General features: G+C 51.0%; 25 protein-coding genes and 1 other RNA gene. 15 read left to right on the top strand and 11 right to left on the bottom strand.

Going from position 1 to position 23,895, the window contains the following annotated elements:
- Window positions 1-195 precede the first annotated feature (195 nt).
- Window positions 196-1,164 (top strand): TerC family protein, encoded by a 969-nt coding sequence (locus M2371_RS18605; RefSeq protein ID WP_034493062.1) that lies wholly within the window; start codon window positions 196-198, stop codon window positions 1,162-1,164.
- 301 nt (window positions 1,165-1,465) lie between these two features.
- Window positions 1,466-2,710: a serine/threonine transporter SstT gene (gene sstT / locus M2371_RS18600; protein ID WP_172895623.1), complete on the top strand. Its 1,245-nt coding sequence runs from the start codon at window positions 1,466-1,468 to the stop codon at window positions 2,708-2,710.
- A 33-nt stretch (window positions 2,711-2,743) separates the two neighbouring features.
- Here the strand turns inward: sstT and M2371_RS18595 are convergent, their stop codons facing one another.
- The 3 genes from M2371_RS18595 to uxaC form a co-directional block, all read right to left on the bottom strand.
- Window positions 2,744-3,289 carry a YgjV family protein gene (locus M2371_RS18595; RefSeq protein ID WP_259268411.1) on the bottom strand — a complete coding sequence of 182 codons (546 nt, stop codon included), beginning with the start codon at window positions 3,287-3,289 and terminating at the stop codon, window positions 2,744-2,746.
- A gap of 88 nt (window positions 3,290-3,377) precedes the next feature.
- The gene (locus tag M2371_RS18590; protein WP_172895625.1) at window positions 3,378-4,865 is read right to left on the bottom strand and encodes a UxaA family hydrolase; all 1,488 of its coding nucleotides are present in this window, start codon (window positions 4,863-4,865) and stop codon (window positions 3,378-3,380) included.
- A gap of 18 nt (window positions 4,866-4,883) precedes the next feature.
- On the bottom strand, window positions 4,884-6,293 hold the full coding sequence (uxaC, locus tag M2371_RS18585; RefSeq protein WP_034493055.1) for a glucuronate isomerase: 1,410 nt from the start codon (window positions 6,291-6,293) through the stop codon (window positions 4,884-4,886).
- 490 nt (window positions 6,294-6,783) lie between these two features.
- Between uxaC and M2371_RS18580 the strand changes: the two genes are divergently transcribed.
- The 11 genes from M2371_RS18580 to M2371_RS18530 all read left to right on the top strand — a co-directional run bounded on the left by M2371_RS18580 (window position 6,784) and on the right by M2371_RS18530 (window position 14,102).
- Window positions 6,784-8,079: an MFS transporter gene (locus M2371_RS18580; protein ID WP_034493053.1), complete on the top strand. Its 1,296-nt coding sequence runs from the start codon at window positions 6,784-6,786 to the stop codon at window positions 8,077-8,079.
- A 127-nt stretch (window positions 8,080-8,206) separates the two neighbouring features.
- On the top strand, window positions 8,207-8,983 hold the full coding sequence (gene exuR / locus M2371_RS18575) for a transcriptional regulator ExuR (RefSeq protein ID WP_034493050.1): 777 nt from the start codon (window positions 8,207-8,209) through the stop codon (window positions 8,981-8,983).
- Window positions 8,984-9,318: 335 nt separating this feature from the next.
- The gene (gene yqjA / locus M2371_RS18570; RefSeq protein ID WP_034493047.1) at window positions 9,319-9,981 is read left to right on the top strand and encodes a DedA family general envelope maintenance protein YqjA; all 663 of its coding nucleotides are present in this window, start codon (window positions 9,319-9,321) and stop codon (window positions 9,979-9,981) included.
- 12 nt (window positions 9,982-9,993) lie between these two features.
- Window positions 9,994-10,371, top strand: coding sequence for an EnvZ/OmpR regulon moderator MzrA (mzrA, locus tag M2371_RS18565; RefSeq protein ID WP_172895626.1), 378 nt, complete (start codon window positions 9,994-9,996; stop codon window positions 10,369-10,371).
- A gap of 169 nt (window positions 10,372-10,540) precedes the next feature.
- A complete protein-coding gene (locus M2371_RS18560; protein WP_259268410.1) occupies window positions 10,541-10,909 on the top strand; it encodes a DUF1090 domain-containing protein in 369 nt (122 codons plus the stop codon).
- Between the two features lie 43 nt (window positions 10,910-10,952).
- Entirely contained in the window at window positions 10,953-11,258 is a 306-nt protein-coding gene (locus M2371_RS18555) for a YqjD family protein (protein ID WP_034461328.1), read from the top strand.
- Window positions 11,259-11,260: 2 nt separating this feature from the next.
- A complete protein-coding gene (locus M2371_RS18550; protein ID WP_034493038.1) occupies window positions 11,261-11,659 on the top strand; it encodes a phage holin family protein in 399 nt (132 codons plus the stop codon).
- Window positions 11,656-11,946 carry a YqjK-like family protein gene (locus M2371_RS18545; protein WP_172895627.1) on the top strand — a complete coding sequence of 97 codons (291 nt, stop codon included), beginning with the start codon at window positions 11,656-11,658 and terminating at the stop codon, window positions 11,944-11,946. Before M2371_RS18550 ends, M2371_RS18545 begins: the two co-directional genes overlap by 4 nt.
- Before the next feature lie 200 nt (window positions 11,947-12,146).
- Window positions 12,147-12,539, top strand: coding sequence for a DoxX family protein (locus M2371_RS18540; protein WP_172895628.1), 393 nt, complete (start codon window positions 12,147-12,149; stop codon window positions 12,537-12,539).
- 82 nt (window positions 12,540-12,621) lie between these two features.
- Window positions 12,622-13,614 (top strand): glutathione S-transferase family protein, encoded by a 993-nt coding sequence (locus M2371_RS18535; RefSeq protein ID WP_259268409.1) that lies wholly within the window; start codon window positions 12,622-12,624, stop codon window positions 13,612-13,614.
- A 104-nt stretch (window positions 13,615-13,718) separates the two neighbouring features.
- Window positions 13,719-14,102, top strand: coding sequence for a DUF805 domain-containing protein (locus M2371_RS18530; RefSeq protein WP_115631162.1), 384 nt, complete (start codon window positions 13,719-13,721; stop codon window positions 14,100-14,102).
- Window positions 14,103-14,157: 55 nt separating this feature from the next.
- Here the strand turns inward: M2371_RS18530 and M2371_RS18525 are convergent, their stop codons facing one another.
- Window positions 14,158-15,048: a LysR family transcriptional regulator gene (locus M2371_RS18525; RefSeq protein ID WP_259268408.1), complete on the bottom strand. Its 891-nt coding sequence runs from the start codon at window positions 15,046-15,048 to the stop codon at window positions 14,158-14,160.
- Between the two features lie 106 nt (window positions 15,049-15,154).
- Between M2371_RS18525 and M2371_RS18520 the strand changes: the two genes are divergently transcribed.
- Both M2371_RS18520 and M2371_RS18515 read left to right on the top strand, forming a co-directional pair.
- The gene (locus tag M2371_RS18520; protein WP_259268407.1) at window positions 15,155-15,856 is read left to right on the top strand and encodes a pirin family protein; all 702 of its coding nucleotides are present in this window, start codon (window positions 15,155-15,157) and stop codon (window positions 15,854-15,856) included.
- A 33-nt stretch (window positions 15,857-15,889) separates the two neighbouring features.
- Window positions 15,890-16,060 (top strand): hypothetical protein, encoded by a 171-nt coding sequence (locus M2371_RS18515; RefSeq protein WP_232062499.1) that lies wholly within the window; start codon window positions 15,890-15,892, stop codon window positions 16,058-16,060.
- Between the two features lies 1 nt (window position 16,061).
- Here M2371_RS18515 and M2371_RS18510 read toward each other — a convergent pair whose 3' ends face one another.
- The 7 genes from M2371_RS18510 to garL form a co-directional block, all read right to left on the bottom strand.
- Window positions 16,062-17,369, bottom strand: a complete 1,308-nt coding sequence (locus tag M2371_RS18510) for a serine dehydratase subunit alpha family protein (protein WP_259268406.1) — start codon at window positions 17,367-17,369, stop codon at window positions 16,062-16,064.
- 43 nt (window positions 17,370-17,412) lie between these two features.
- The gene (locus tag M2371_RS18505; protein WP_172895633.1) at window positions 17,413-18,735 is read right to left on the bottom strand and encodes an amino acid permease; all 1,323 of its coding nucleotides are present in this window, start codon (window positions 18,733-18,735) and stop codon (window positions 17,413-17,415) included.
- 508 nt (window positions 18,736-19,243) lie between these two features.
- Window positions 19,244-20,341 carry an AAA family ATPase gene (locus M2371_RS18500; protein ID WP_259268405.1) on the bottom strand — a complete coding sequence of 366 codons (1,098 nt, stop codon included), beginning with the start codon at window positions 20,339-20,341 and terminating at the stop codon, window positions 19,244-19,246.
- Window positions 20,342-20,557: 216 nt separating this feature from the next.
- An RNA gene (gene rnpB, locus M2371_RS18495) (RNase P RNA component class A) lies at window positions 20,558-20,936 on the bottom strand.
- 42 nt (window positions 20,937-20,978) lie between these two features.
- Window positions 20,979-22,124, bottom strand: coding sequence for a glycerate 2-kinase (gene garK / locus M2371_RS18490; RefSeq protein WP_034493016.1), 1,146 nt, complete (start codon window positions 22,122-22,124; stop codon window positions 20,979-20,981).
- A 57-nt stretch (window positions 22,125-22,181) separates the two neighbouring features.
- On the bottom strand, window positions 22,182-23,072 hold the full coding sequence (gene garR, locus M2371_RS18485) for a 2-hydroxy-3-oxopropionate reductase (protein WP_172895635.1): 891 nt from the start codon (window positions 23,070-23,072) through the stop codon (window positions 22,182-22,184).
- 27 nt (window positions 23,073-23,099) lie between these two features.
- Window positions 23,100-23,870: a 2-dehydro-3-deoxyglucarate aldolase gene (garL, locus tag M2371_RS18480; protein ID WP_259268404.1), complete on the bottom strand. Its 771-nt coding sequence runs from the start codon at window positions 23,868-23,870 to the stop codon at window positions 23,100-23,102.
- Between the last annotated feature and the right edge of the window lie 25 nt (window positions 23,871-23,895).

The raw sequence follows: 23,895 nt of genomic DNA, 5'->3' as shown, positions 1-23,895 counted from the left end.
TAATATTTTGTTACCCGCAAAGGGGAGTAACTTCATTGTCGGTTAATCGTCATTACGGTGTGAAAGCACCCGGTTACCGAGCAACGTTCAAAACGTTGTAAGTGAGACCTTGCCGGAAGGCGAGATCCCTGTTGCAAGCATTAGCGGCTGGCGTCTTCCGACGTTGGCCGTTTTTGTTTTTATAGGAATAATTTTATGAATAGTGTCGGCACTCCATTACTGTGGGGCGGTTTTGCCGTCGTGGTCGTCATCATGCTGGCTATCGACCTCCTTCTTCAGGGACGTAAAGGCTCGCACACCATGTCCATGAAGCAGGCGGCCGTCTGGTCCCTGGTCTGGGTTTCGCTTTCGCTGCTGTTTAACGCAGCATTCTGGTGGTATCTCACCGGGACATCTGGCCGTGAAGTGGCGGATACACAAGCCCTCGCCTTCCTCACCGGTTATCTGATTGAAAAAGCGCTGGCGGTGGATAACGTCTTCGTCTGGCTGATGCTGTTCAGCTACTTTGCTGTTCCTGCTGCATTGCAGCGCCGCGTGCTGGTTTACGGCGTGCTGGGTGCGATTGTGCTGCGTACCATTATGATATTCGCGGGCAGCTGGTTGATTTCCCAGTTCGAATGGCTGCTGTACGTGTTCGGCGCATTCTTGCTGTTCACCGGTATCAAAATGGCGCTGGCGAAAGAAGATGAAGGCGGCATTGGCGATAAACCGCTGGTGCGCTGGATTCGTAGCCACCTGCGCATGACGGATAAAATTGAAGGCGAGCACTTCTTTATTCGTAAGAACGGTATTTTGTTCGCAACACCATTGCTGCTGGTGCTGATTCTGGTTGAACTGAGCGACGTGATTTTCGCGGTCGACAGTATCCCGGCAATCTTCGCGGTAACGACTGATCCGTTCATCGTGCTGACGTCGAACCTGTTTGCCATCCTCGGCTTGCGCGCGATGTACTTCTTGTTGGCTGGCGTGGCTGAACGCTTCTCCATGCTCAAGTACGGCCTGTCGATTATCCTGGTGTTCATCGGCGTGAAGATGATGATTGTCGATTTCTACCACATCCCAATCGCGATTTCGCTTGGCGTGGTGGGCGGTATTCTGGCGTTGACGTTAATTATTAACGCTATCGTGAACTACCGTAACGATCAGAAGAGACTCGCAAAGTAATATTTTTTTGTCGGATGACACTATCGCTTATCCGACCTACGAAAAGCTTCATGACCCTGCCCTGGTGGCGGGGTTTTTCTTTTTATAGCATCCGCGGTGAGAAATGTTGCTAATGTCACGAATTTGTTAATTATTAGTTATAAAACCTAGCCTGCGTCGAAATAATCAGTGATTACTACTTACTACCCCGCGACATTTCCTTATACTCGACCAGGCAAACACATTTCTTTACATCCGGTCAAAAAAGTACCTCAGAGTACCGACACAGGATGGGACGACATACAACACAGGAAGGTTATTCATGGCTACACAATCTCCGGGTATTCTTAAACGCCTGGCACAAGGCAGTCTGGTAAAGCAGATTCTCGTCGGTCTGGTGCTGGGTATCGCACTGGCGGCAATTTCAAAACCTGCGGCCATTGCCGTCGGGTTACTCGGAACCCTGTTCGTTGGCGCATTGAAGGCTGTCGCACCGGTGCTGGTTCTGATGCTGGTGATGGCGTCAATCGCCAACCATAAACACGGCCAGAAAACCAGCATCCGTCCGATTCTGGTGCTCTATCTTCTGGGAACATTCACCGCCGCGCTAACCGCTGTAGTGGTCAGCTTCCTGTTCCCGTCATCGCTGCATCTGGTGACTGGCGCGACAGATATCACGCCACCGTCAGGCATTGTGGAAGTTCTGCGCGACTTGCTGTTGAGCATGGTTGCTAACCCAATTCATGCACTGCTGAATGCAAACTATATTGGGATTCTGGTTTGGGCTGTGGGCCTGGGCTTTGCTCTGCGCCACGGCAATGAAAGCACCAAAAACCTGATTAACGATGTTTCCGACGCGGTGACGTTCATCGTGAGAGTGGTGATTCGCTTTGCCCCAATCGGTATCTTCGGCCTGGTGGCATCAACACTGGCAACGACAGGCTTCGAAACGCTGTGGAGTTATGCGCAACTGCTGCTGGTGCTGGTTGGCTGTATGTTCGGCGTGGCGCTGATCATCAACCCACTGCTGGTGTTCATCAAAATTCGCCGCAACCCGTACCCACTGGTGTTCGCTTGCCTGCGTGAGAGTGGCGTAACCGCCTTCTTCACACGTAGTTCTGCGGCCAACATTCCCGTGAACATGGCGCTGTGCGAGAAGCTGAATCTGGACCGTGATACCTATTCTGTATCCATCCCGTTAGGCGCAACCATCAACATGGCGGGCGCAGCAATCACCATTACCGTTCTGACTCTGGCTGCGGTGAATACTCTGGGCGTGCCGGTTGATTTACCAACCGCACTTCTGCTGAGCGTTGTGGCTTCATTGTGTGCTTGCGGAGCGTCTGGTGTGGCGGGTGGTTCTTTACTGCTGATCCCACTGGCGTGCGGTATGTTCGGTATTCCGAATGAGATTGCCATGCAGGTGGTTGCCGTCGGCTTTATCATCGGCGTGTTGCAGGACTCTTGCGAAACCGCGCTGAACTCCTCCACCGACGTGCTGTTTACCGCAGCGGCTTGCCAGGCTGAAGATGCACGCCTGGCGGACAACAATCCGTTACGCGGTTAATGCTCAAAGCTCCCTGTCTTGCGAGGCAGGGAGTTATCCTTCTTGTTGCTGCACTTCTTTTTCGACTTTAAACGGATCAATTCCTCGCCTCTGCATACGCCAGAAACGAATGATATTCAGGCCGTTCATCACCAGAAAACTCCCTTCAATGAGCGTTCCGCCAATCGAGCCAAGCCAGAAGTTATGTGTTACCCAGCAAGCGGTAGAGCACCACATCACGCAGCGTGTGGTCAGCCCTTTGCAACGGAATAATGCCCAGGTACTGGCGACGGTGCCGAATATCGGCAGCAATTCCATGGCGTGGTTAAATTTAGATAGTCCCAACCCAAGCGTCAGTGCGATAAAAATCCCCATCACCCACAGACTGCGAGTGCGCAGGGAAATGACGGTTCGGATTGCGTTAAGTTCCGCGCTCATGCCCGCCGGGCTTGCGCCCATCAAGAAGAAGTGAACACCGATAATGGCGCTGTAACCCGCCAGCTGTAACTTGAAGCGCCGTTCATCACGGTTAACGAACGTGGTAATACCAACCACAAAGGCGAGAACCCCGACGCCCTGGGCAACCCAATACGCGGTCATGACAAATCCTTGTGAGTAAACATGAGGCGAAAAAAAACGGCATTCCGAATATCAAAATGCCGTTTCATGTTAGCACCTGCTCAACGCTTTACAACGTGACGCCGCTCTTAAAGATAGCCAACTCGCGGAAATCATTACGTTCGTTACAGGTTTTCTTACCGTTAGCGATATCAACAATGGTGTCGATAAACTCTGTCAGCAGTGTGTTCATGTCGCTGCCGTGCAACAGTTTGCCTGCGTCAAAATCGATCCAGTGTGGCTTTTTAGTGGCCAGTTCACTGTTGGTTGCGATTTTAACCGTTGGCACAAAACCGCCGTACGGTGTACCGCGCCCGGTACTGAACAGCACCATGTGGCAACCTGCGCCAGCCAGCGCACTGGTGGCAACCGCATCGTTACCAGGTGCACTTAACAAGTTCAGACCAGGCGTTTTCAGGCGCTCGCCATAACGCAGGACATCAACCACTTCGCTCTCACCGGCTTTTTGCGTACAGCCGAGGGATTTTTCTTCGAGCGTCGTGATACCGCCAGCTTTGTTCCCTGGTGATGGGTTCTCGTAGATCGGCTGGTTGTGTTCGATGAAGTATTGTTTGAAGTCGTTCACCATGGTGACGGTTTTTTCAAACGTCGCTTCATCGCGGCAATGGCTCATCAGAATGCGTTCTGCGCCAAACATTTCCGGGACTTCTGTCAGCACAGTCGTGCCGCCATTCGCCACCATGTAGTCGGAGAAACGGCCAAGCATTGGGTTCGCCGTAATGCCGGACAAACCGTCTGAACCGCCGCATTCCAGGCCGAACTTCAGCTCGCTGATTTTGCCTGGTTCACGCTTGTCGTGACGCATGACTTCGTACAGGGCTTGCAGTTGCTCAAGCCCGGCTTCAACTTCGTCATCCTGCTGCTGGCAAACCATAAACTTCACGCGGGACTCATCAAATTCACCCAGCGTTTCACGGAAGGCGCTCACCTGGTTGTTTTCACAACCCAGGCCAATCACCAGCACCGCACCCGCATTCGGGTGATGCACCATGTTTTGCAGCATGGTGCGGGTGTTAATGTGATCTTCACCCAGCTGTGAACAACCAAACGGATGACTGAACAGGAACACACCGTCGATATCTTCGGCATCATTGTTCTGTTTCAGGAAACGGTTCTGGATCTGACGCGCGATACCGTTAACACAGCCTACGGTCGGCAGGATCCACAACTCGTTACGCACACCCACATTGCCGTTTTCACGACGGTAAACGCTCACTTCGCGGTCTGCCGCCTGGCTTGCAAGAGACTGGAAATCAGGTTGATAGCTATACTCATCCAAATCGTTCAGATTAGTACGCGCGTTGTGTGAGTGAATGTGCTCCCCGGCTTCGATCTTCGCCAAAGCATGGCCAATCGGTAAACCGTATTTAACAACGTTCTCACCTTGCGCAATGGTAACCAGCGCAAATTTATGGCCGCGAAGCACCGGCTGGCGCAGAGTTACCTCTGCACCTTCTACGGTAACGACTTCACTTTCGGCCAGGTCCACTAACGCAACAGCGACGTTATCTTGCGTATGGATCTTGATGTATTGCATATCAACCTCAAAGCCTGATTAGTTCAGTTCAATGCCAAAGTAGTCTCGGGCGTTGTTAAAGCAGATGTTTTCTACCATGCTGCCCAGCAGTTTGATGTCTGCTGGCGCTTCGCCGGCTTCCACCCAACGGCCAATCATCTGGCACAGAATGCGACGGAAGTATTCGTGACGGGTGTATGACAGGAAGCTACGGCTGTCAGTCAGCATGCCCACAAAGCGGCTTAACAGACCCAATTGCGCGAGCTGCGTCATTTGACGCTCCATGCCGTCTTTCTGGTCGTTGAACCACCAACCGGAACCAAACTGCATTTTTCCTGGCATACCTTCGCCCTGGAAGTTGCCGATCATGGTGCCCAACACTTCGTTATCGCGTGGGTTCAGGCAATACAGAATTGTTTTTGGCAGTTCGTTGTTTTCATTTTGCTTGCTGAGCAGGCGAGAAAGTTCTTCAGCCATTGGACGGTCGTTGATGGAGTCAAAGCCCACATCAGGCCCCAGCAGTTTGAACTGACGCAGGTTGTTGTTACGCAGCGCACCGATGTGGTACTGCTGAACCCAGCCGCGACGGGTGTATTCAGCCGCCAGCCAAACCAGAACCGCAGTTTTGAACTGTGCAGTTTCGTGGTCAGTTGGAGTCGCACCGGAAAGACGACGCGCCAGGATACCATCCAGAGTCGCTTCGTCTGCTTCTGCAAACAAAACAACGTCTAATGCGTGGTCGGATACTTTACAGCCGTGTGCTGCAAAGTGGTCCAGACGCTTGCTCAGTGCAGTTTGCAGGTCGCTGAAACGACGGATGTCGGTATCAGAAACTTCAGCCAGTTTGCCCATGTATTCAACGAAAGTGCCTTGCTCGATGTTGAACGCTTTGTCCGGGCGCCAGCTTGGCAGCACTTTGGTTTCAAACGCGTCGAGCGCGATTTGGCGATGGAAACGCAGATCGTCGATTGGGTCATCCGTTGTGCCGACCATCTTCACGTTCATCTGCTTCATGATGCCACGCGCAGAGAAGCTGTCCTGAGTCAGCAACTCGTTACATTCGTTCCAGATTTCGTCAGCAGTAGTTGGGGAAAGCAGTTTGCCCGTGATGCCGAAAGGACGACGCAGTTCGAGGTGAGTCCAATGGTAGAGCGGGTTACCGATAGTGTGCGGAACAGTCGCAGCCCAGGCATCGAATTTCTCACGGTCAGACGCATCGCCAGTACACAGACGCTCTTCCACGCCGTTTGCACGCATGCCGCGCCACTTGTAGTGATCGCCTTTTAACCAGATGTCATACAGGTTTTTAAAACGATAATCTTCAGCAACCTGCTGTGGTGGCAAGTGGCAGTGATAGTCAAAGATTGGCTGATCGGCTGCAAACTCATGGTACAAACGGCGGGCGAATTCGGTATCAAGAAGAAAATCTTCAGTCATAAACTGGGCCATTGTAGGTTCCTCTGTTCATAGCAGTTCGATGCTTGCGCATAATGCAAATAAAGTTATCACACCAATTTCTTGAGACCGAGCGGATTTTTGAGGTCTGCGTCACAAAAACCATACTTTTATTGTTAATATAGTGTTTAAAAAGAACCCTTATCCCGCGCCAGTTCTGGCCTGAAAGCCCCTACCCCCTTAGAGTGAGCAGATCGACACTTTTGTGATATCACTCAACTTTTGAAGCTGTATGACAAGTTATCTTTCCTGCCGTCGCAAAACAGACGTAATGGATTTACTTCAGACGCTGATATCAATAACAGCGCATCACGGTACGGAAACCGAATTTGCCACTGGATAGTTTTTTATATGGCAAGGTACGGGTCGTACTGGGTAATACCCCCGGTAATGAACCCCTTCTAAAGAACAGACGACCTGGCAGCAATGCTGGACGTTTACCACATGTTATGTGGTTGATTACAAAGACGGGATGAGATTCCAAATGGGAAAGATTAAAGGCTTGCGTTGGTACATGATAGCTCTGGTAACCATGGGTACCATACTGGGTTATCTGACTCGTAACACAATTGCAGCGGCAGCACCTACGCTGATGCAAGAGTTGCATATTTCCACACAGCAATATTCCTACATTATCGCCGCCTATTCAGCTTGCTACACCATCATGCAGCCTGTTGCGGGTTATGCGCTTGATGTGTTGGGTACAAAAGTCGGTTACGCCTTCTTCGCTGTCGCCTGGGCAATTTTCTGCGGTGCAACTGCGCTGGCAGGGAGCTGGGGTGGCTTGGCCATCGCTCGTGGTGCCGTCGGTGCTGCTGAAGCAGCCATGATCCCTGCAGGCCTGAAAGCCAGTAGCGAATGGTTCCCGGCTAAAGAGCGTTCTATCGCCGTAGGTTATTTTAACGTCGGTTCGTCTATCGGCGGTATGATTGCTCCACCATTAGTGGTCTGGGCGATTGTGATGCACAGCTGGCAGATGGCATTCATCATCTCTGGTGTCCTGAGCTTTGCATGGGCAATGTGCTGGTTGATTTTCTATAAACACCCACGCGACCAGAAACGTCTTTCCGAAGAAGAACGTGAATACATCATTGGCGGTCAGGAAGCTCATCACCAGACCAACAACAGCAAAAAAATGAGCGCATGGAAAATCCTGCAGAACCGTCAGTTCTGGGGTATCGCCCTGCCACGTTTCCTGGCAGAACCAGCGTGGGGGACTTTCAACGCCTGGATCCCATTGTTCATGTTTAAAGCTTACGGCTTCGACCTGAAACACATTGCGATGTTTGCCTGGATGCCAATGCTGTTTGCTGACCTGGGTTGTATCGTAGGCGGCTATCTGCCACCGCTGTTCCAGCGTGTGTTCGGCGTAAACCTGATTGTGTCCCGTAAACTGGTTGTGACCATGGGCGCGATTCTGATGATTGCTCCAGGGACTATCGGCCTGTTCACCAGCCCGTACGTTGCAATTGCCCTGCTGTGTGTGGGTGGCTTTGCTCACCAGTCACTGTCTGGCGCACTGATCACTCTGTCTTCTGACGTGTTTGGTCGTAACGAAGTGGCAACCGCAAACGGTCTGACCGGCATGGCGGCCTGGACTGCGAGCACCCTGTTTGCACTGGTTGTTGGCGCACTGGCTGATACCCTTGGCTTCAGCCCACTGTTTGCCGCGCTGGCCGTGTTCGATATCCTCGGTGCTATCGTTATCTGGACCGTTCTGCAAAACAAACCAATCAGCGAGTTGAACGACTCGCAGAAGCCGAAACAAGCGTTAGCGTAATCGGACTCGCAATTTATATACAAAAGCCGCCGCTCTGGCGGCTTTTCTGTCTGCGCAATGTAGAGCCTAACTTTGAAAAGTGGTATAACAAATAGGGTTACCCGCAGGACTTTTCCCGGAGCTACAGATGGAAGTTATGGAACCACGTCGTCTTTATCAGCAATTGGCCGCTGAACTTAAACAACGCATCGAAAACGGTGTTTATCTCGTTGGGGAAAAACTCCCGGCAGAGCGTTTTATTGCTGAAGAGAAGAACGTGAGCCGCACTGTGGTTCGTGAAGCGATTATCATGCTGGAAGTAGAAGGTTACGTCGAAGTCCGCAAAGGCTCTGGCATTCACGTGATGTCAAACCAGGCTAAATACACCAACCTTCCTGATGAACAGTTTGAATTCGCAAGCTTTGGGCCTTTTGAGCTGCTGCAAGCGCGTCAGTTAATCGAAAGCAATATCGCAGAATTTGCCGCCACCCAGGTCACGAAACAAGATATCGTGAAGCTCATGGAAATTCAGGAAATGGCTCGTAATGAGCACAATTTCCAGGATTCAGAGTGGGACCTTCATTTCCACACACAAGTCGCTTTAGCGTCGCAAAATAGCGCCCTGGCAGCTATCGTTGAGAAAATGTGGAGCCAGCGAATTCATAACCCGTACTGGAAAAAACTTCACGAGCACATTGATAAGCGCACCGCAGATAACTGGTGTGACGATCATGACCAAATTCTTAAAGCGCTGATTCGTAAAGACCCTCATGCCGCTAAACTGGCGATGTGGCAGCACCTTGAAAACACCAAACAGATGCTGTTTGACGCAACCAGCGACGATTTCGAATTCAATGCGGACCGCTATTTATTTGCAGATAATCCTGTCATTCATCTCGATACGGCAGCAAACGGTCAAAAATAGTCATTTTCCCGCGCGAGGGTAAGCAAACCAACCAATAGTGTCAGCGTTTGTAAATACCCTCGCCAGCCCCTCTGCGAGTCATCAAAATCAATCCTCAACAAAGCACAAATACTGTGACGCATGAGCCAGAGCTTTGTTACAATTAGATGCAATTTCATTGTCGGTGTAAGCTTTGCCTTTCACCAGTCTGGTCGTATTCACACGGAGTGGTGCCACGAGCAGGCGATTAAAAATGGAATGCATATCGGCAACTACACAAGAAACACAACAAAAAAGCCGAGTTCAGCCAGGCTGACTTTGATCAGCGGTCTCAACCGATGTGCCAGGAACACTGAATGGAACTTTTGACGCAACTATTGAACGCTCTGTGGAGCCAGGATTTTGAAACGCTCGCCAATCCAGGAATGATTGGCATGCTTTACTTCGTTTTATTCATGATTTTATTCCTTGAAAACGGCCTGTTACCGGCAGCTTTCCTGCCTGGTGATAGCTTACTGGTCCTGGTTGGCGTGCTGATTGCCAAAGGAGCAATGGGTTTTCCGGAAACTGTTTTACTGTTAACAACCGCAGCGAGTCTCGGTTGCTGGCTCAGTTATATTCAAGGGCGCTGGCTTGGGAATACGCGAATCGTACAAAACTGGCTTTCGCACCTCCCCGCTCACTATCACCAGCGTGCACACAACCTGTTCCATAAACATGGCCTGTCTGCATTACTGATTGGTCGTTTCATTGCATTTGTTCGCACCCTGTTACCGACTATTGCGGGTTTATCGGGTCTGAATAATGCGCGCTTCCAGTTCTTTAACTGGATGAGTGGCCTGTTATGGGTACTGATCCTCACCACGCTGGGATATCTGCTCGGAAAGACGCCGGTATTCCTGAAATATGAAGATGCATTGATGTCCTGCCTGATGCTGTTGCCAGTGGTGTTACTGGTCATTGGCCTGTTCGGTTCGTTGATTGTGCTCTGGCGTAAAAAATACGGTAACCGCAGTTAGAGAGGGATGACGATGAATACACGCTTTTTTCGTGGCTTTCGGGCCACGATGTTAGTCAGTGCCATTGCGCTGGGGGCCTTGCTTATCTGGTCTGGCATGCAACGCTCTGAATCTACACTTGAAATACGCTCAAGCCAGCAAGGTATCAGCATGCCTGATGGCTTTTTTGTCTGGCATCACCTGGATGCCAACGGTATTCGCTTTAAAAGCATTACCCCTGAAAACAATTCTTTATTGATCAAATTTGATTCAAGCGCGCAAAGTGAAGCCGCCAAAGCCGTGTTGTACAAAACACTGCCGCATGGCTATGTCATTGCTCAACAAGAAGAAGCTGACAGTGCCAGCACCTGGCTTACTCGCGTCCTTAATGAAAATATCCGCATTGGTTAGCCCTTTCCTGAAATCCTAATTTGTTAACAGGGATTGGGTTTTTACTCAGTTTCTGACTATGCTTGTTTTGACTTAAATCGCTACAAATCATCATTTTCGTCTGATTTCTGGATCTTTGTGTGCTTTACCTTGCGGCTAAACGTACATTCACAATGGAAGGTTTTTTATCATGAACACTCGTACCGTATTGGCTATCGCCTTGTTATCTCTGACATCTGCCGCACAAGCTAGCTCGCTGTGCAGTGAAAAAGAACAAGATATCCAGCGAGAAATTGGCTATGCGGAGAAACACCAGAACCAGAGTCGTGTCGATGGGCTTAATAAAGCGTTGAAAGAAGTTCGCGCTAATTGCACCGACAGCAGCTTACGCGCAGCACATCAGAAGAAAATCAACGAACAAAAAGCCGAAATCACCGAGCGTAAGGCCGACCTGGAAGAAGCGCGCGCCAAAGGCGACGCGGATAAAATTGCTAAGCGGGAGCAAAAACTGGCCGAAGCTGAACATGAGCTGAAGACATTGCAGTCCCGTGATTATTAAGCATTCCCACTGAGAAAACCTAATAAAAACCCAGGAGAGAACTATGTCTAAAGATACTACTTCAGAACATTTGCGCGCTGAGCTGAAATCCCTGGCAGATACCCTTGAAGAGGTGCTGAGTGCCTCAACGGATAAGTCGAAGTCCGAACTCGAAAAATTGCGTGGCAAAGCGGAAAAAGCCCTGAAAGAAAGCCGTGTGCGCCTGGGTGATACTGGTGATGTGATTGCCAAACAAACCCGAGAAGCGGCGGCAAAAGCTGACGATTACGTTCGTGAAAATCCATGGACTGGCGTTGGTATTGGGGCGGCGATTGGCGTCGTGCTCGGTGTCCTACTGACTCGCCGTTAATTATGCCTGAATCCCATCAACCTCAAGGGCCGGGAAAAGGTGTCCTCGGAATCGGTCAGCGCCTCGTCACCATCATCGTTGGGATGGTGGAGACGCGCGTGCGACTTGCCGTTGTCGAACTGGAAGAGGAGAAAGCGCATCTCGTCCAGTTGCTGCTAATGCTTGGGTTAACCATGCTATTTGCCGCATTTGGCTTAATGAGTCTGGTGGTGTTGGTTTTCTGGGCGGTCGAACCGCAATATCGTCTGAATGCCATGATTGCGACAACCGTCGTATTGCTGGCATTAGCCTTTATTGGCGGGATCTGGACGCTCCATAAATCGCGCCAGTCCACCCTCCTACGCCATACCCGACGCGAGCTAGAAAACGACCGTGCGCTACTGGAAGATGACAAGCCATGAGTGACCGTAAGCTTGAAAGGCGCAAAGCATTTTTACTCAGCCAAATTCAACAACAACGGCTGGATTTAAGTGCGGGTAAACGCGACTGGCTAGAGGCGACTGTCGCGTACGATCGCGGCTGGAACACGTTACTGAGCTTACGCAGTTATGCATTAATCGCCAGCAGCGTAATGGCTGTCTGGACGGTGAGGCATCCCAGTTTCCTGATGCGCTGGGCCAGACGAGGTTTTGGCGCGTGGAGCGCCTGGCGCCTGATTCGCAACACCATCCAACAGCAAACTCATTAACTCGCAACGCCGCCTTATTCAGGCGGCGTTTTTATTAATCAGTAATATTGAAGAACATCGACAGAATTCCTTGCTAACAATCCCTTAACGCCCCGCTTATTATTCCCCACATCAACCGCAGTCACCGGTAACTACCGGAAATTGCAAAAACAAACATCCCTGGGCTGATAGCACCCACAAGAGATTCGCTGGAGAGTAAAATGAAAAAATTAGATGATGCTGGTGTACTGTTAGCTCGTATTTTGATGCCAATTCTGTTCATCGTGGCAGGCTGGGGCAAAATCAACGGTTATGCCGGCACCCAACAATATATGGAAGCGATGGGCGTCCCAGGGTTCTTGCTGCCACTGACCATTTTGCTTGAGTTCGGCGGCGGCCTGGCGATTCTGTTCGGTTTCTTTACTCGTACCACAGCGATTATTACCGCGGTGTTCACGATTCTGACTGCATTCTTGTTCCACGGTGATTTCAGCCAGGGCATGAACTCAACCATGTTTATGAAGAACTTCACCATCGCCGGTGGTTATCTGTTGCTGGCTATCTTCGGACCGGGCGCATACAGCATCGACCGCCTGCTGAAGAAAAACTGGTAAGGCTCTATACTTAGTTTCACTAAAAGCGAAGGTTAATCCCTTCGCTTTTTTGTTTTTAAAGTCTACGAAGAGGAATGAAAACATGGGACAGCTAATTGACGGCGTCTGGCACGATGTCTGGTATGACACCAAATCGACCGGTGGCAGCTTCAAACGTTCGGAGTCAGCATTTCGTAACTGGCTGACCGCAGATGGTGAGCCGGGCCCGAGCGGTAAAGGTGGTTTCGCCGCTGAGAAAGACCGCTACCATCTGTATGTTTCCCTCGCCTGCCCCTGGGCGCACCGCACGTTAATCATGCGCGCCCTTAAAGGCCTCGAGTCTTTCATTTCTGTATCCGTGGTTAACCCGCTGATGTTGCAAGATGGCTGGACGTTTGACGACGATTTCCCGAATGCCACCGGCGATGGCTTGTATCAGCACGAATATCTTTATCAGCTTTATCTGCAAGCCGACCCCGATTACACCGGGCGCGTAACCGTTCCCGTTTTATGGGATAAGAAAACGCAGACGATTGTCAGCAACGAATCGGCTGAAATCATCCGTATGCTAAATACTGCATTTGATGCCAAAGGCGCTCGCGCCGGGGATTACTACCCAACGGCATTACGCGGCAAGATTGACGAGCTGAATGGCTGGATTTACGACACCATCAATAACGGCGTGTATAAAGCAGGCTTTGCCACCTCGCAAGAAGCCTACGATGAAGCCGTGACCAAAGTGTTTGAATCCCTGGCGCGCGTCGAGCAAATCCTCGGTCAGCATCGTTATTTAACGGGCAACCAGCTCACAGAGGCCGATATTCGCCTGTGGACAACACTGGTGCGTTTCGACCCGGTCTATGTCACACATTTTAAATGCGACAAACACCGCATCAGCGATTACCTGAATATCTACGGGTTCCTGCGCGATATTTATCAGATGCCGGGCATTGCGGAGACCGTCGATTTCGCACATATCCGTAACCATTATTATCGCAGCCACAAAACCATTAACCCAACCGGCATTATTTCTGTCGGGCCAGCTCAGGATTTAAATGAGCCACACGGGCGCGACGAGCGGTTTAACCAGGGTTGATAAAATTCACCCAAGCTATGATTTACGTAAAATCCATTCACGGCTATTCTTGAATTAGATCGCTTACAGATCAAGTAATTGATTACTTTTAAGGCAGGCTAAAAATGGATTGGTATTTCAAAGTATTAAGAAATTATGTTGGCTTCAGTGGACGTGCGCGCCGTAAAGAGTTCTGGATGTTCATCCTCGTCAACCTTGTGCTGACTGGCGTATTGAGCATTCTGGACAAAATGTTAGGGCTACGGATTGCGAAAGATGAAGGTCTGCTCACGACCATTTATGGTGTGCTGATATTCCTGCCTTACTGGGCCGTGCAGTTCCGCCGCCTGCACGATACCGATCGTTCAGCGTGGTGGCTGTTGTTGCTGTTAATCCCGATTGTCGGCTGGCTGATTATTCTGGCGTTTAACTGCCAGAACGGCACGCCGGGTGAGAATAAATTCGGTTCAGATCCAAAAGCGATGGATGCTAGATTAGTCAGCGAATAATGCTTTGCCCCCTCGCCCTAACCCTCTCCCTCAGGAGAGGGTTAGGGCATAACAACTACTTCAATAATTTTGGAATTTCACGCAAGCACCAGGCTTTCGCCTCACCCATACTATCGCGTCGCCACGCCATAATAATGTCAATTTCATTGGTATATTCAGGACTCACCACGCGCAAACGTCCCTCGGCTATATCCTGCTCCACCAGGGGATAAGGCATCGTCGCCACACCCAAACCTGCCAGCAGCGCCTGGCGTTTATCTTCCATGCTGCTCACCGTCAGGCGCGGCTGTTTATCCAGCAACTGCACCGTGATTACCGGGCGTTCACGCGCGGTATCCGCGACCGCAATACCGCGATATTTCACACGAGTGACTTCCGAAAGTGGCTCCGGCTCGTTATGGATCGGGTGATCAGGTGCCGCGATATACACGCTCAATATTTTGTACAACTTGCGCGAGTTAATTTCTGACGACGAACGAAAATGCATATCCGGCGCAATCACGATATCCGCACGTCCTTGCTCTAAACGCTCCCACGAACCTGCCAGCACTTCTGTAATAATCGAAAGCTGCGTGTCGGCTTTGTCGGCTAGCTTTTCTACTAACGGATAAAGTTTCGCCGTAGGCACCAGCGCCTCGGTCACAATGGTGAGATGCGTTTCCCAGCCTCTTGCCAACGCTTCCGCATCGGTTGTGAGTTTTTCAGCAGCTTCGAGCAAAACTCGCCCGCGTTCGAGCAGCATGCGCCCGACATTAGTAAATTTGGTGCGATGGCCTGAACGGTCAAACAGTACGACATCCAGCTCTTCTTCCAGTTTCTGCATGGTGTAACTCAGTGCCGACGGCACGCGCCCCAGCTCATCAGCGGCTGCGGCAAAACTTCCGCGTCGGTCAATGGCATCCATGACCCGCAATGCTTCCAGCGTCAATGCTCTCTCTTTAGCCATCTCGTTCTCATTCAGGAAATTTGAACATACCAAGCAGATTAACTGGCTAACAATGAAGCGTCCAGAGTTTTACCATGGTCATAGTGTAAAAAGAGGTCAAAAAATTATGATTACGCCAAGAACTGCCAAACAATGTGGGAAAGCGGACTATGGATGGCTGCAAGCCCGCTATACGTTTTCCTTCGGTCACTATTTCGACCCGAAATTGCTGGGCTATGCTTCATTGCGCGTTCTCAACCAGGAAGTGTTAGCGCCCGGCGCATCGTTCCAGCCGCGTACCTATCCAAAGGTCGATATTCTTAATCTGATACTCGAAGGTGAAGCGGAATATCGCGACAGCGAAGGCAACCACGCTCAGGCCAAAGCGGGTGAAGCCTTACTGCTTTCGACTCAACCGGGGCTGAGTTACAGCGAGCATAACCTCAGCAAAGAGCACTCTCTCACGCGCATGCAGCTGTGGTTAGATGCCTGCCCGGAGCGCGAGAATCCGCTGGTGCAAAAACTCACACTTTCAGATGGGCCGCAGCAATTACTGGCCTCACCAGATGGACGCAATGAGAGCCTGCAACTGCGCCAGCAAGTGTGGATTCACCAGATTGAACTGGAAAAAGGCCAGCAGTTAAGCTTCCAGTTACATGGGCCACGCGCTTATTTACAGTCGATTCACGGAACCGTTCACGCGGTCACCGCCACCGAGGAAAAAGAAGGGCTGACCTGTGGCGATGGCGCTTTTATCCGTGACGAGGCTAACATTACGCTAGTTGCGGATACCCCATTGCGAGCATTACTGATAGATTTACCGGTCTGACCAGTATCAGGAATGGACCAACAGGAGTTATCCGTGAGCAAGAAATCATCGACGAAGAAAACGGCCAAAAAAGCAGTGTCAGCGGTTGTGGTTGCGACAACAACCGCTGATATCGAGCTGAGTTACGACGAGATGCTCAACGAACTGGAAGCGATTGTTGTCGAAGCAGATGTACGGCTGGCGGAAGAAGAAGCCAGCCTCTGAATTACGCGACCTTATTCGCCATTATCGCAATGATCTGACGATCGGTATGCTGCATCGCCTGGCTTGCCAGGGCACAAAGATTACGGATCGACTGCTCCACATCGTGAGCAACGATCCCTTCATTTCCGCTGACCGACGTATTATCGAGCGCCATCAGCACCGCTTTCCATGCCGAAGCGGCGCTGGTAGACACTTTCATCGCACAACTGTTTGAAGCCCCATCACAAATCATCCCGCTAACATCACCAATCATATTGCTGATAGCCATTGAGATACTCTTGTAGCTGCCGTCGATTAACCAGGTGATCCCTGCCGCCGCCCCCATTGCTGCGGTGGTTGCCGCGCATAACGCAGAGAGTGACGGCAACTGATGGTGAATATAAATCGCCGTCAGATGCGACAGTATCAGCGCCCGCGCCAGTTTTTCACTGTCACAGGCGAGATGTTCAGCCACGACAACCACCGGCATTGTCGCCGCGATGCCCTGATTACCTGAACCTGAGTTGCTCATTGCCGGAAGACACGCGCCTCCCATACGGGCATCAGAAGCGGCGGCAGTGCGAATCATAATATCGCTCAACAGATCCTTTGCCATCAGGCCACGATCCAGCTGACGCTGTAACGTCGAACCGATATGCAAACCGTACTGCGCCCGCAAACCTTCACGGGAAAGCTCGTTATTCAACAAGGCCGCGTCGAGAATAAAACCAATATCATCAAAGGGGACGCACTGCGCAAACTCAACAATCTGCTCAAGGCTTACCTTTTCCATAGAGCAGGTTTGCGCCTTCCCTTCCACCTGGCAATTTTCAGCGGCATCAAACAGCACATCACCGTCTTTCTCGATTCTGATGACTCGCGTGTGTTCGCCCGCGATGACTACCGTTGCCGACTCATGGGCGGTAAATACCGTCACACAGGTATATAAAATCTCATCGCACGGTTGTTGAATGCTGACCTTCACATCGCCACGCGCCAGCAGTAACTTCGCGGCGGCAATCGCCTCAACCGGCGCGCCTTTGAGCACTTCCAGTCCCGCAAGTGGGTCGCCCCCGAGCGCACCCACCGCGGCAGCGATAGGCAGGCCGACCATCCCGGTTCCCGGAACGGTAACGCCCATACCATTTTTCATTAGATTCGGTGAAACGCGAGCCTCGATGCGTGTCACTGGCCCCGCGAGATGCGAGGCGGCCAATGCGCTTGCCAGCGCCAGCGAAATAGGTTCTGTGCAGCCGACTGCGGGCTTCACATTTTGTTTCACAGCAAGGATGAGTTCAGCCCATGCCGGGTTAATTGCAGAATTTGCCATTTTTTAGCCTTAACGCTTATATCCAGAAAACACACGCCTGCAATCAGGAGAATGCAAGGAATGGAGAAATACACAATAAGAGGCCAGTGATAACAATAATGACCAGTGAGACACCTTTATATTTATGCAATGCCGGGACTTTATAGACCAGCCACGCTGGAATTAAGCACCCTACCATGCCAAATATTGGGCTACAGATTGAGGTAAAACTTAATACCGGAGCATTCAGAACAATCGCACTCCACGCCAGTAAGATGGCGAATACCATAATTCCGCGCTGCACCCACTTCTCATTAATTCTTTCCGCAGGCATTTTGCGACGCAGAATATTAATCACGATACCTTGCGTTGCTTCACGGAACCCGAGATAAACCCCAAAGAAGGCGGTCATAACAGCGAAGATATTTAATATCACGCTGACCACTGTGACCCATGCGCCGGCATTTCCGTTAATAAACTGGGCGGCAATAGCCAACGCTGAAATATTTTGTTCATACGCTTTTACCGCTTCGTCATGCCCCATCGCCAGAGTGAATGAGACGGCATAAAAGAACACGGTCACAAACAGAATACCGAATGCGATATTCATCGCGCGCAGCGCTTTAAAACGAGCCACTTCGCGTGATTTTTCTTTAGAACGGTACGAGATAACCATCGGGCTAAGCGTCTGGATAAACAGAATAGACGTCAGCGTAAAGGGCAGCGTAATAATCGCATTCTTCAGCAGCAAGCCCATTGGCGGCAGTGTGCCTGCGTTATACAAATGCCACATGCCGACCATTGAGACACCCAGCGCGGCGACCACTAAAAGCTTGGTTAGCACCATGTATCTTGAGACTTTAAATAAAAGTTTTTCACCGCGCGATGAGATAGCGACCAGAATACAAATCAGCGCCAGGCCATAGAAAGGGTTATCCGATAACAACCCTTCCGTGACGCCAAAGGTATGTAAATAAGAGGCACTGTCATTAGTGATGGCCGTGGAGTAAACAAACATCCAGATAACCAGCATAATGAAGTAGAGTAAACCCAATAATATCCCCCAGTTTTTACCCAAATAACCGCTTATTACACTCGGGTAATCTTTACACTCCGGGGATTCCGCCAGCGTATTAATAAATAAACGCTGAAACAGATACATGGCTGGATAGCCGACTATCGAGGAAAGAAGGAAAACCCATAATCCCATTAATCCAACCTGAACGGGTAAGAAAACTATTCCCGCCCCGATTGCCATGCCGATACTCATAATGATCCAGCCGACATCAGTGCTGTCAAATTTGGTGGCGGCTTGCCATTCACTTTCCGTCATTCCTGCGCGATTCGATGCCGGAATATTAACGGCAGTAATGCTTCCTGTTTCCATAAAAATGCTCGCTTTAATGTGTAGGTTTTAATTGTGAGTGTTAATTACAGAGTGATTTTCCAGACCATTAAAAACCTGAGATGTGTTTTCTGGTCTTATTCGAATGTAAAAAGAATAGCGCGAGCGGAGGAGAAAAAATTTGCTACTCACTCTGCGCATTCGGGGTAAAAGAGTAAATAATTCTCCATTCAGAGAAATATCTTCAGTTTTGATTCACATTTTGTATTTTGAGTAGGAAATAATTATCAATGCAACTTAAGGAAGATCTTAATCCATTGTTTTTAAAGTGCTTTCTTTCAATTGTTTCCCTAAAGCGGAATTGAGTCTCAACAAGGCAATGTGAGCTGACGCAACAAGCGAGGTTAATAGCCTGTGACATTAGACCAAATGTATTTTGATGCACTTCACACTCTGGCAGAGCTTTAGCACGAACCTCTGATTATTGTTTCAATAAGGTTAAGGTTGAGATTTTTTCACTGCTATTAAGACATTTCCATACAGTTAACGATCACGAGAGACGGTTAACGCAAGTTTCCCCGTTCTCAATCCCCAGTTGGTAGAGCGTAAACGGTGTGTGTTTTTCGATAAGTGTCGCCAGTTCAGGCGAATGGCTGGTGAGCCAGATTTGCGTGTAACGGCTCGCCTCGGCAATCAGGCGAGCCAGCGCAGGCAGCATCTGCGGATGCAGGCTGTTTTCCGGCTCATTCAGGGCAATAAAACGTGGTGGACGCGGACTGAGCAATGCCACGGTCAGGCAGAGAAAGCGCAGCGTGCCGTCAGAAAACTCATCTGACTCCAGAGGGCGATTAATACCCTGCCGGTGCATCATCATCTGGAAACGCCCATTGCTGTTATCGCAGAAAAACAGACATTCTGGAAACGCCTCAGCCAACACCTCGAACAGCAATTCGCTATCGCCAATCTCAACGATGGTCTGGAAGGCCGCGGCCAGATTCAAACCGTCTCCTGACAAAACGGGCGAGCGATAACCCACCTGCGGCAAACGCAGCCCAGCCCCTTTAGTAATGTCGAATTCATGATAAAAGCGCCAGTTGCGTAACGTTTCTCGAGCGCTGGAGACTTCCGGATAAAGATGCGGTTCGCCCAATTGACCAAATAACGATTCATTTTCGTAAAGCGTCGCTGCATGCGTCACTTTCTCGCCGTTGACATCGTTGAGAAAAACCGCCTGGTTACGGCGATGCATAATGGATGACGAAGGGCGGCGACGAAAACCACTCAGCCAGATTTGCTCCTCTTTCACGATAGGATCGAGATCGAACATGGTCGGGTACGGCAGTTTATCTGGGAATCCGACCTGCAATTCGTACTCGAAATCGTCGGTATCTACCGCAAGCGTCATCCGCCGAGGCGCGCTGGCATAGCCTTTGGCGCGATCGCCTGCCCACATAACCTTCTGGATCCCACCCTCATCTGACAACCAGTGTGAAAGCTGCCCGGTTGCAGCACCGTGAATCAGGTGAATCGCCTTATAAATGTTGGATTTTCCGCAGCCATTCGGGCCGAAAACGACGTTCAGGCGACCGAGAACGATGGAGAGTTTGCGCACTGAGCGGTAGTTGTCGATGTACAGGGACTTGATCATGGCGGTGTGGAATCCGGTGATGGCGGGAGTCGTATTATGGCAATTGTTCTATATATACCCTAAATAATTCGAGGTGCATCGCGGCGGCAAGAGAACAAGTCCCGATGAGCTTACTCCAGTAAGCGATTTGGGCGAGTGAGCGTAGCCAACAAAGAGGCAGCGCGAAGTATGACGGGTATAAACAAAAACCCCGCCGAAGCGGGGTTTTTGTTGAATGGTTGAAGCTGACCGATAAGCCGGGTTCTGTCGTGGACAGTCATTCATCTAGGCCAGCAATCGCTCACTGGCTCAAGCAGCCTACCCGGGTTCAGTACGGGCCGTACCTTGTGAACCCCTATTTGGCCTTGCTCCGGGTGGAGTTTACCGTGCCACGAACTGTTACCAGTCGCGCGGTGCGCTCTTACCGCACCCTTTCACCCTTACCTGATCCCACTTGCGCGGGCCATCGGCGGTTTGCTCTCTGTTGCACTGGTCGTGGGTTTCCCCCCCAGGCGTTACCTGGCACCCTGCCCTATGGAGCCCGGACTTTCCTCCCCTCCGCCCGTCTCCCCCCGAAGGAGGACGACGACGAAGCGGCGACTGTCTGGTCAGCTTCGGCGCGGATTATAGAGGGTTTGCCCCCCCATGTCACGCATGCTTAACGAGTGATGTTCATCCCAATCTCAACGGTTGCTGCAATATCACGCGAGGCACGGTAAATATTATCGAACGCATTTTTCAGCGCGTCTTCCAATGTGCCGATACTATTGAGCACGCTAAACACGGCATCAATGCCGTACTGATGAACAATAGCGACATCACTGGTCAGCGAACCGGCAATCCCAATCACCGGTTTGTGGTACTTTTTGGCGACCGCAGCCACGCCTACCGGGACTTTGCCACGAATGCTTTGGCTGTCCATGCGCCCTTCGCCCGTCACCACCAGCGAACAGTCGTGAATATGCTCTTCAAGATGTAGTGCTTCGGTCACGATCTCTACGCCGCTGCGTAAATCTGCGCCGAGGAATGCCATTAATGCAGCGCCCATGCCGCCTGCGGCTCCGGCACCTTCTGCATTTTTCACATCTACATGTAAGTCTTTTTTAATCACATCAGCAAAGTGAGCAAGATTGGCGTCCAGCTCAACAATCATCGCTTCACTGGCCCCTTTTTGCGGCCCGAAAACGCGCGAAGCACCATTGTCGCCAATGAGTGGATTGGTGACATCACAGGCCACGTTGATCACGCAATCCGCCAGCCGACCGTCGAGACCTGACACATCAATGCTGTTTAAACTCATTAAACTGCCGCCGCCGTGGCTAATCTCTTTGCCTGTCGCGTCGCACAGTTTCGCCCCCAGCGCCTGCACCATGCCCGCACCACCATCATTGGTCGCACTGCCGCCGATGCCGATAATAATGTTGCGTGCACCGTTATCCAGAGCACGTAAAATCAGCTCTCCGGTTCCATGCGACGTGGTAATCAGAGGGTTGCGTTCCTCAATCGGCACCAGCGCTAAACCACTGGCTTCTGCCATTTCGATAAACGCGGTTTTACCGTCACCGGACATTCCCCAATAAGCACTCACCGGCTCACCCAATGGGCCCGTCACTGTCGTGGTGATTTTCCTGCCCTGCGTGGCACTGATCATGGCATCGACCGTACCTTCCCCGCCATCTGCAACCGGGACCGATATATATTCCGCATCAGGAAATATTTCGCGGAAACCTTTTTCAATGGCTTTAGCCACATCAACCGCGCAGAGGCTTTCTTTATAAGAGTCGGGTGCGATTACGATTTTCATAGTGTGTCCATGCCAAAAAAGTGCCGAGAAAATCGGGCACCAGAGGTGCCCATCTCTTTATTTGCTGACTTCTACTTTCGCCAGTTTTTCGTAGTAGCACGCGATTGCGCTGTGGTCATCGTTACCGTGGCCGTCTGCACGCAGCGCCTGCATCATTTCCATGACTGCCGCCGTCAGTGGCAGTTGCGCGCCCACACCGTGGGAAGTATCCAGTGCGTTTGCCAAATCTTTAATGTGCAGGTCGATGCGGAAACCTGGCTTAAAGTTACGATCCAGAACCATCGGCGCTTTCGCTTCCAGAACGGTGCTGCCCGCAAGGCCGCCACGAATCGCCTGGAAGACTAATTCTGGGTTTACACCCGCTTTGGTTGCCAGTACCAGTGCTTCAGACATCGCCGCAATGTTCAGCGCCACAATCACCTGGTTTGCCAGTTTGGTGACGTTGCCTGCGCCGATATCACCGGTGTGTACCACGGAACCGGCCATGGATTTCAGCAGGTCGTAATACTTGTCGAAAATCGCTTTGTCACCGCCAACCATTACAGATAGCGTGCCTTCAATCGCTTTTGGCTCGCCGCCGCTCACGGGCGCATCCAGCATGTCGATGCCTTTGGCTTTCAGCGCTTCGCTAATTTCGCGGCTCGCCAGCGGTGCGATCGAACTCATGTCGATAACCACGGTGCCCGGTTTTGCCCCTTCGATAATGCCGTTTTCGCCCAGCGCCACTTCTTTCACGTGCGGGGAGTTTGGCAGCATGGTGATAATCACATCACACTGCTCGGCGATATCTTTAGGTGTTGCAGCAGTTTCTGCACCTGCGGCAATGATTTCAGCAATCACCTCGGGGTTACGGTCGGCAACCACCAGTGAATAACCGGCTTTGATGAGGTTTTTACTCATTGGTTTGCCCATGATGCCCAGGCCAATAAACCCAACTTTCAGTGTCATAATTCAGTCTCTCTTTTCAGGTGGTGGTTATTTTTTAAAGGAATCAGCCAATTTCTGGGTTGCTGAACGGAAGCAGCCTAAATCACTGCCTACAGCCACAAAGGTGGCGCCCCATTCCATATAACGACGCGCGTCGGCTTCAACCGGAGCCAGAATGCCAGCCGGTTTACCGTGAGCTTTAGCACGGGCAAAGATGTGTTTGATGCATTGCTGCACTTCCGGATGCGAGGCATTTCCTAAATGTCCTAATGCCGCCGCCAGGTCGCTTGGGCCAACGAAAATCCCGTCCACGCCGTCAGTGGTCGCGATAGCATCAACGTTATCCACGCCCTGCTGGCTCTCGATTTGCACCAGAATCGTGATGTTCTTATTCGACTGCACAAAATAATCCGGCACGGTGCCAAACATATTGGCGCGGTGAGAAACGGATACGCCGCGAATGCCTTCTGGCGGATAGCGGGTTGAAGACACTGCCAGCGCTGCCTCTTCCTGAGTTTCAACAAAAGGAATCAGGAAGTTGTAGAAACCGATATCCAGCAGGCGCTTGATGACCACCGGGTCGTTGGTTGGCGCACGAACCACTGCCGCACTTTCGCTGCCTTTTAACGCCATCAGTTGTGGAATAAAAGTGGTGATATCGTTTGGCGCATGTTCGCCATCCAGCACAATCCAGTCGAACCCGGCCAGGCCCAGCACTTCGGTGCTGATAGGGTTTGCGAGCGCTGACCAGCAACCAATTTGCGTCTGGTGTGCTGCCAGTGCTGCTTTGAATTTATTGGGGAAAACGTTGGTATTCATCTGTTGCCCTTATTTATTCAGTTAT

The organism is Buttiauxella sp. BIGb0471 (assembly GCF_024807715.1).
Taxonomy (GTDB): domain Bacteria; phylum Pseudomonadota; class Gammaproteobacteria; order Enterobacterales; family Enterobacteriaceae; genus Buttiauxella; species Buttiauxella agrestis.
Note: the sequence above shows the minus strand (reverse complement) of the source record. Positions and strands in the feature narration are given on the sequence as shown.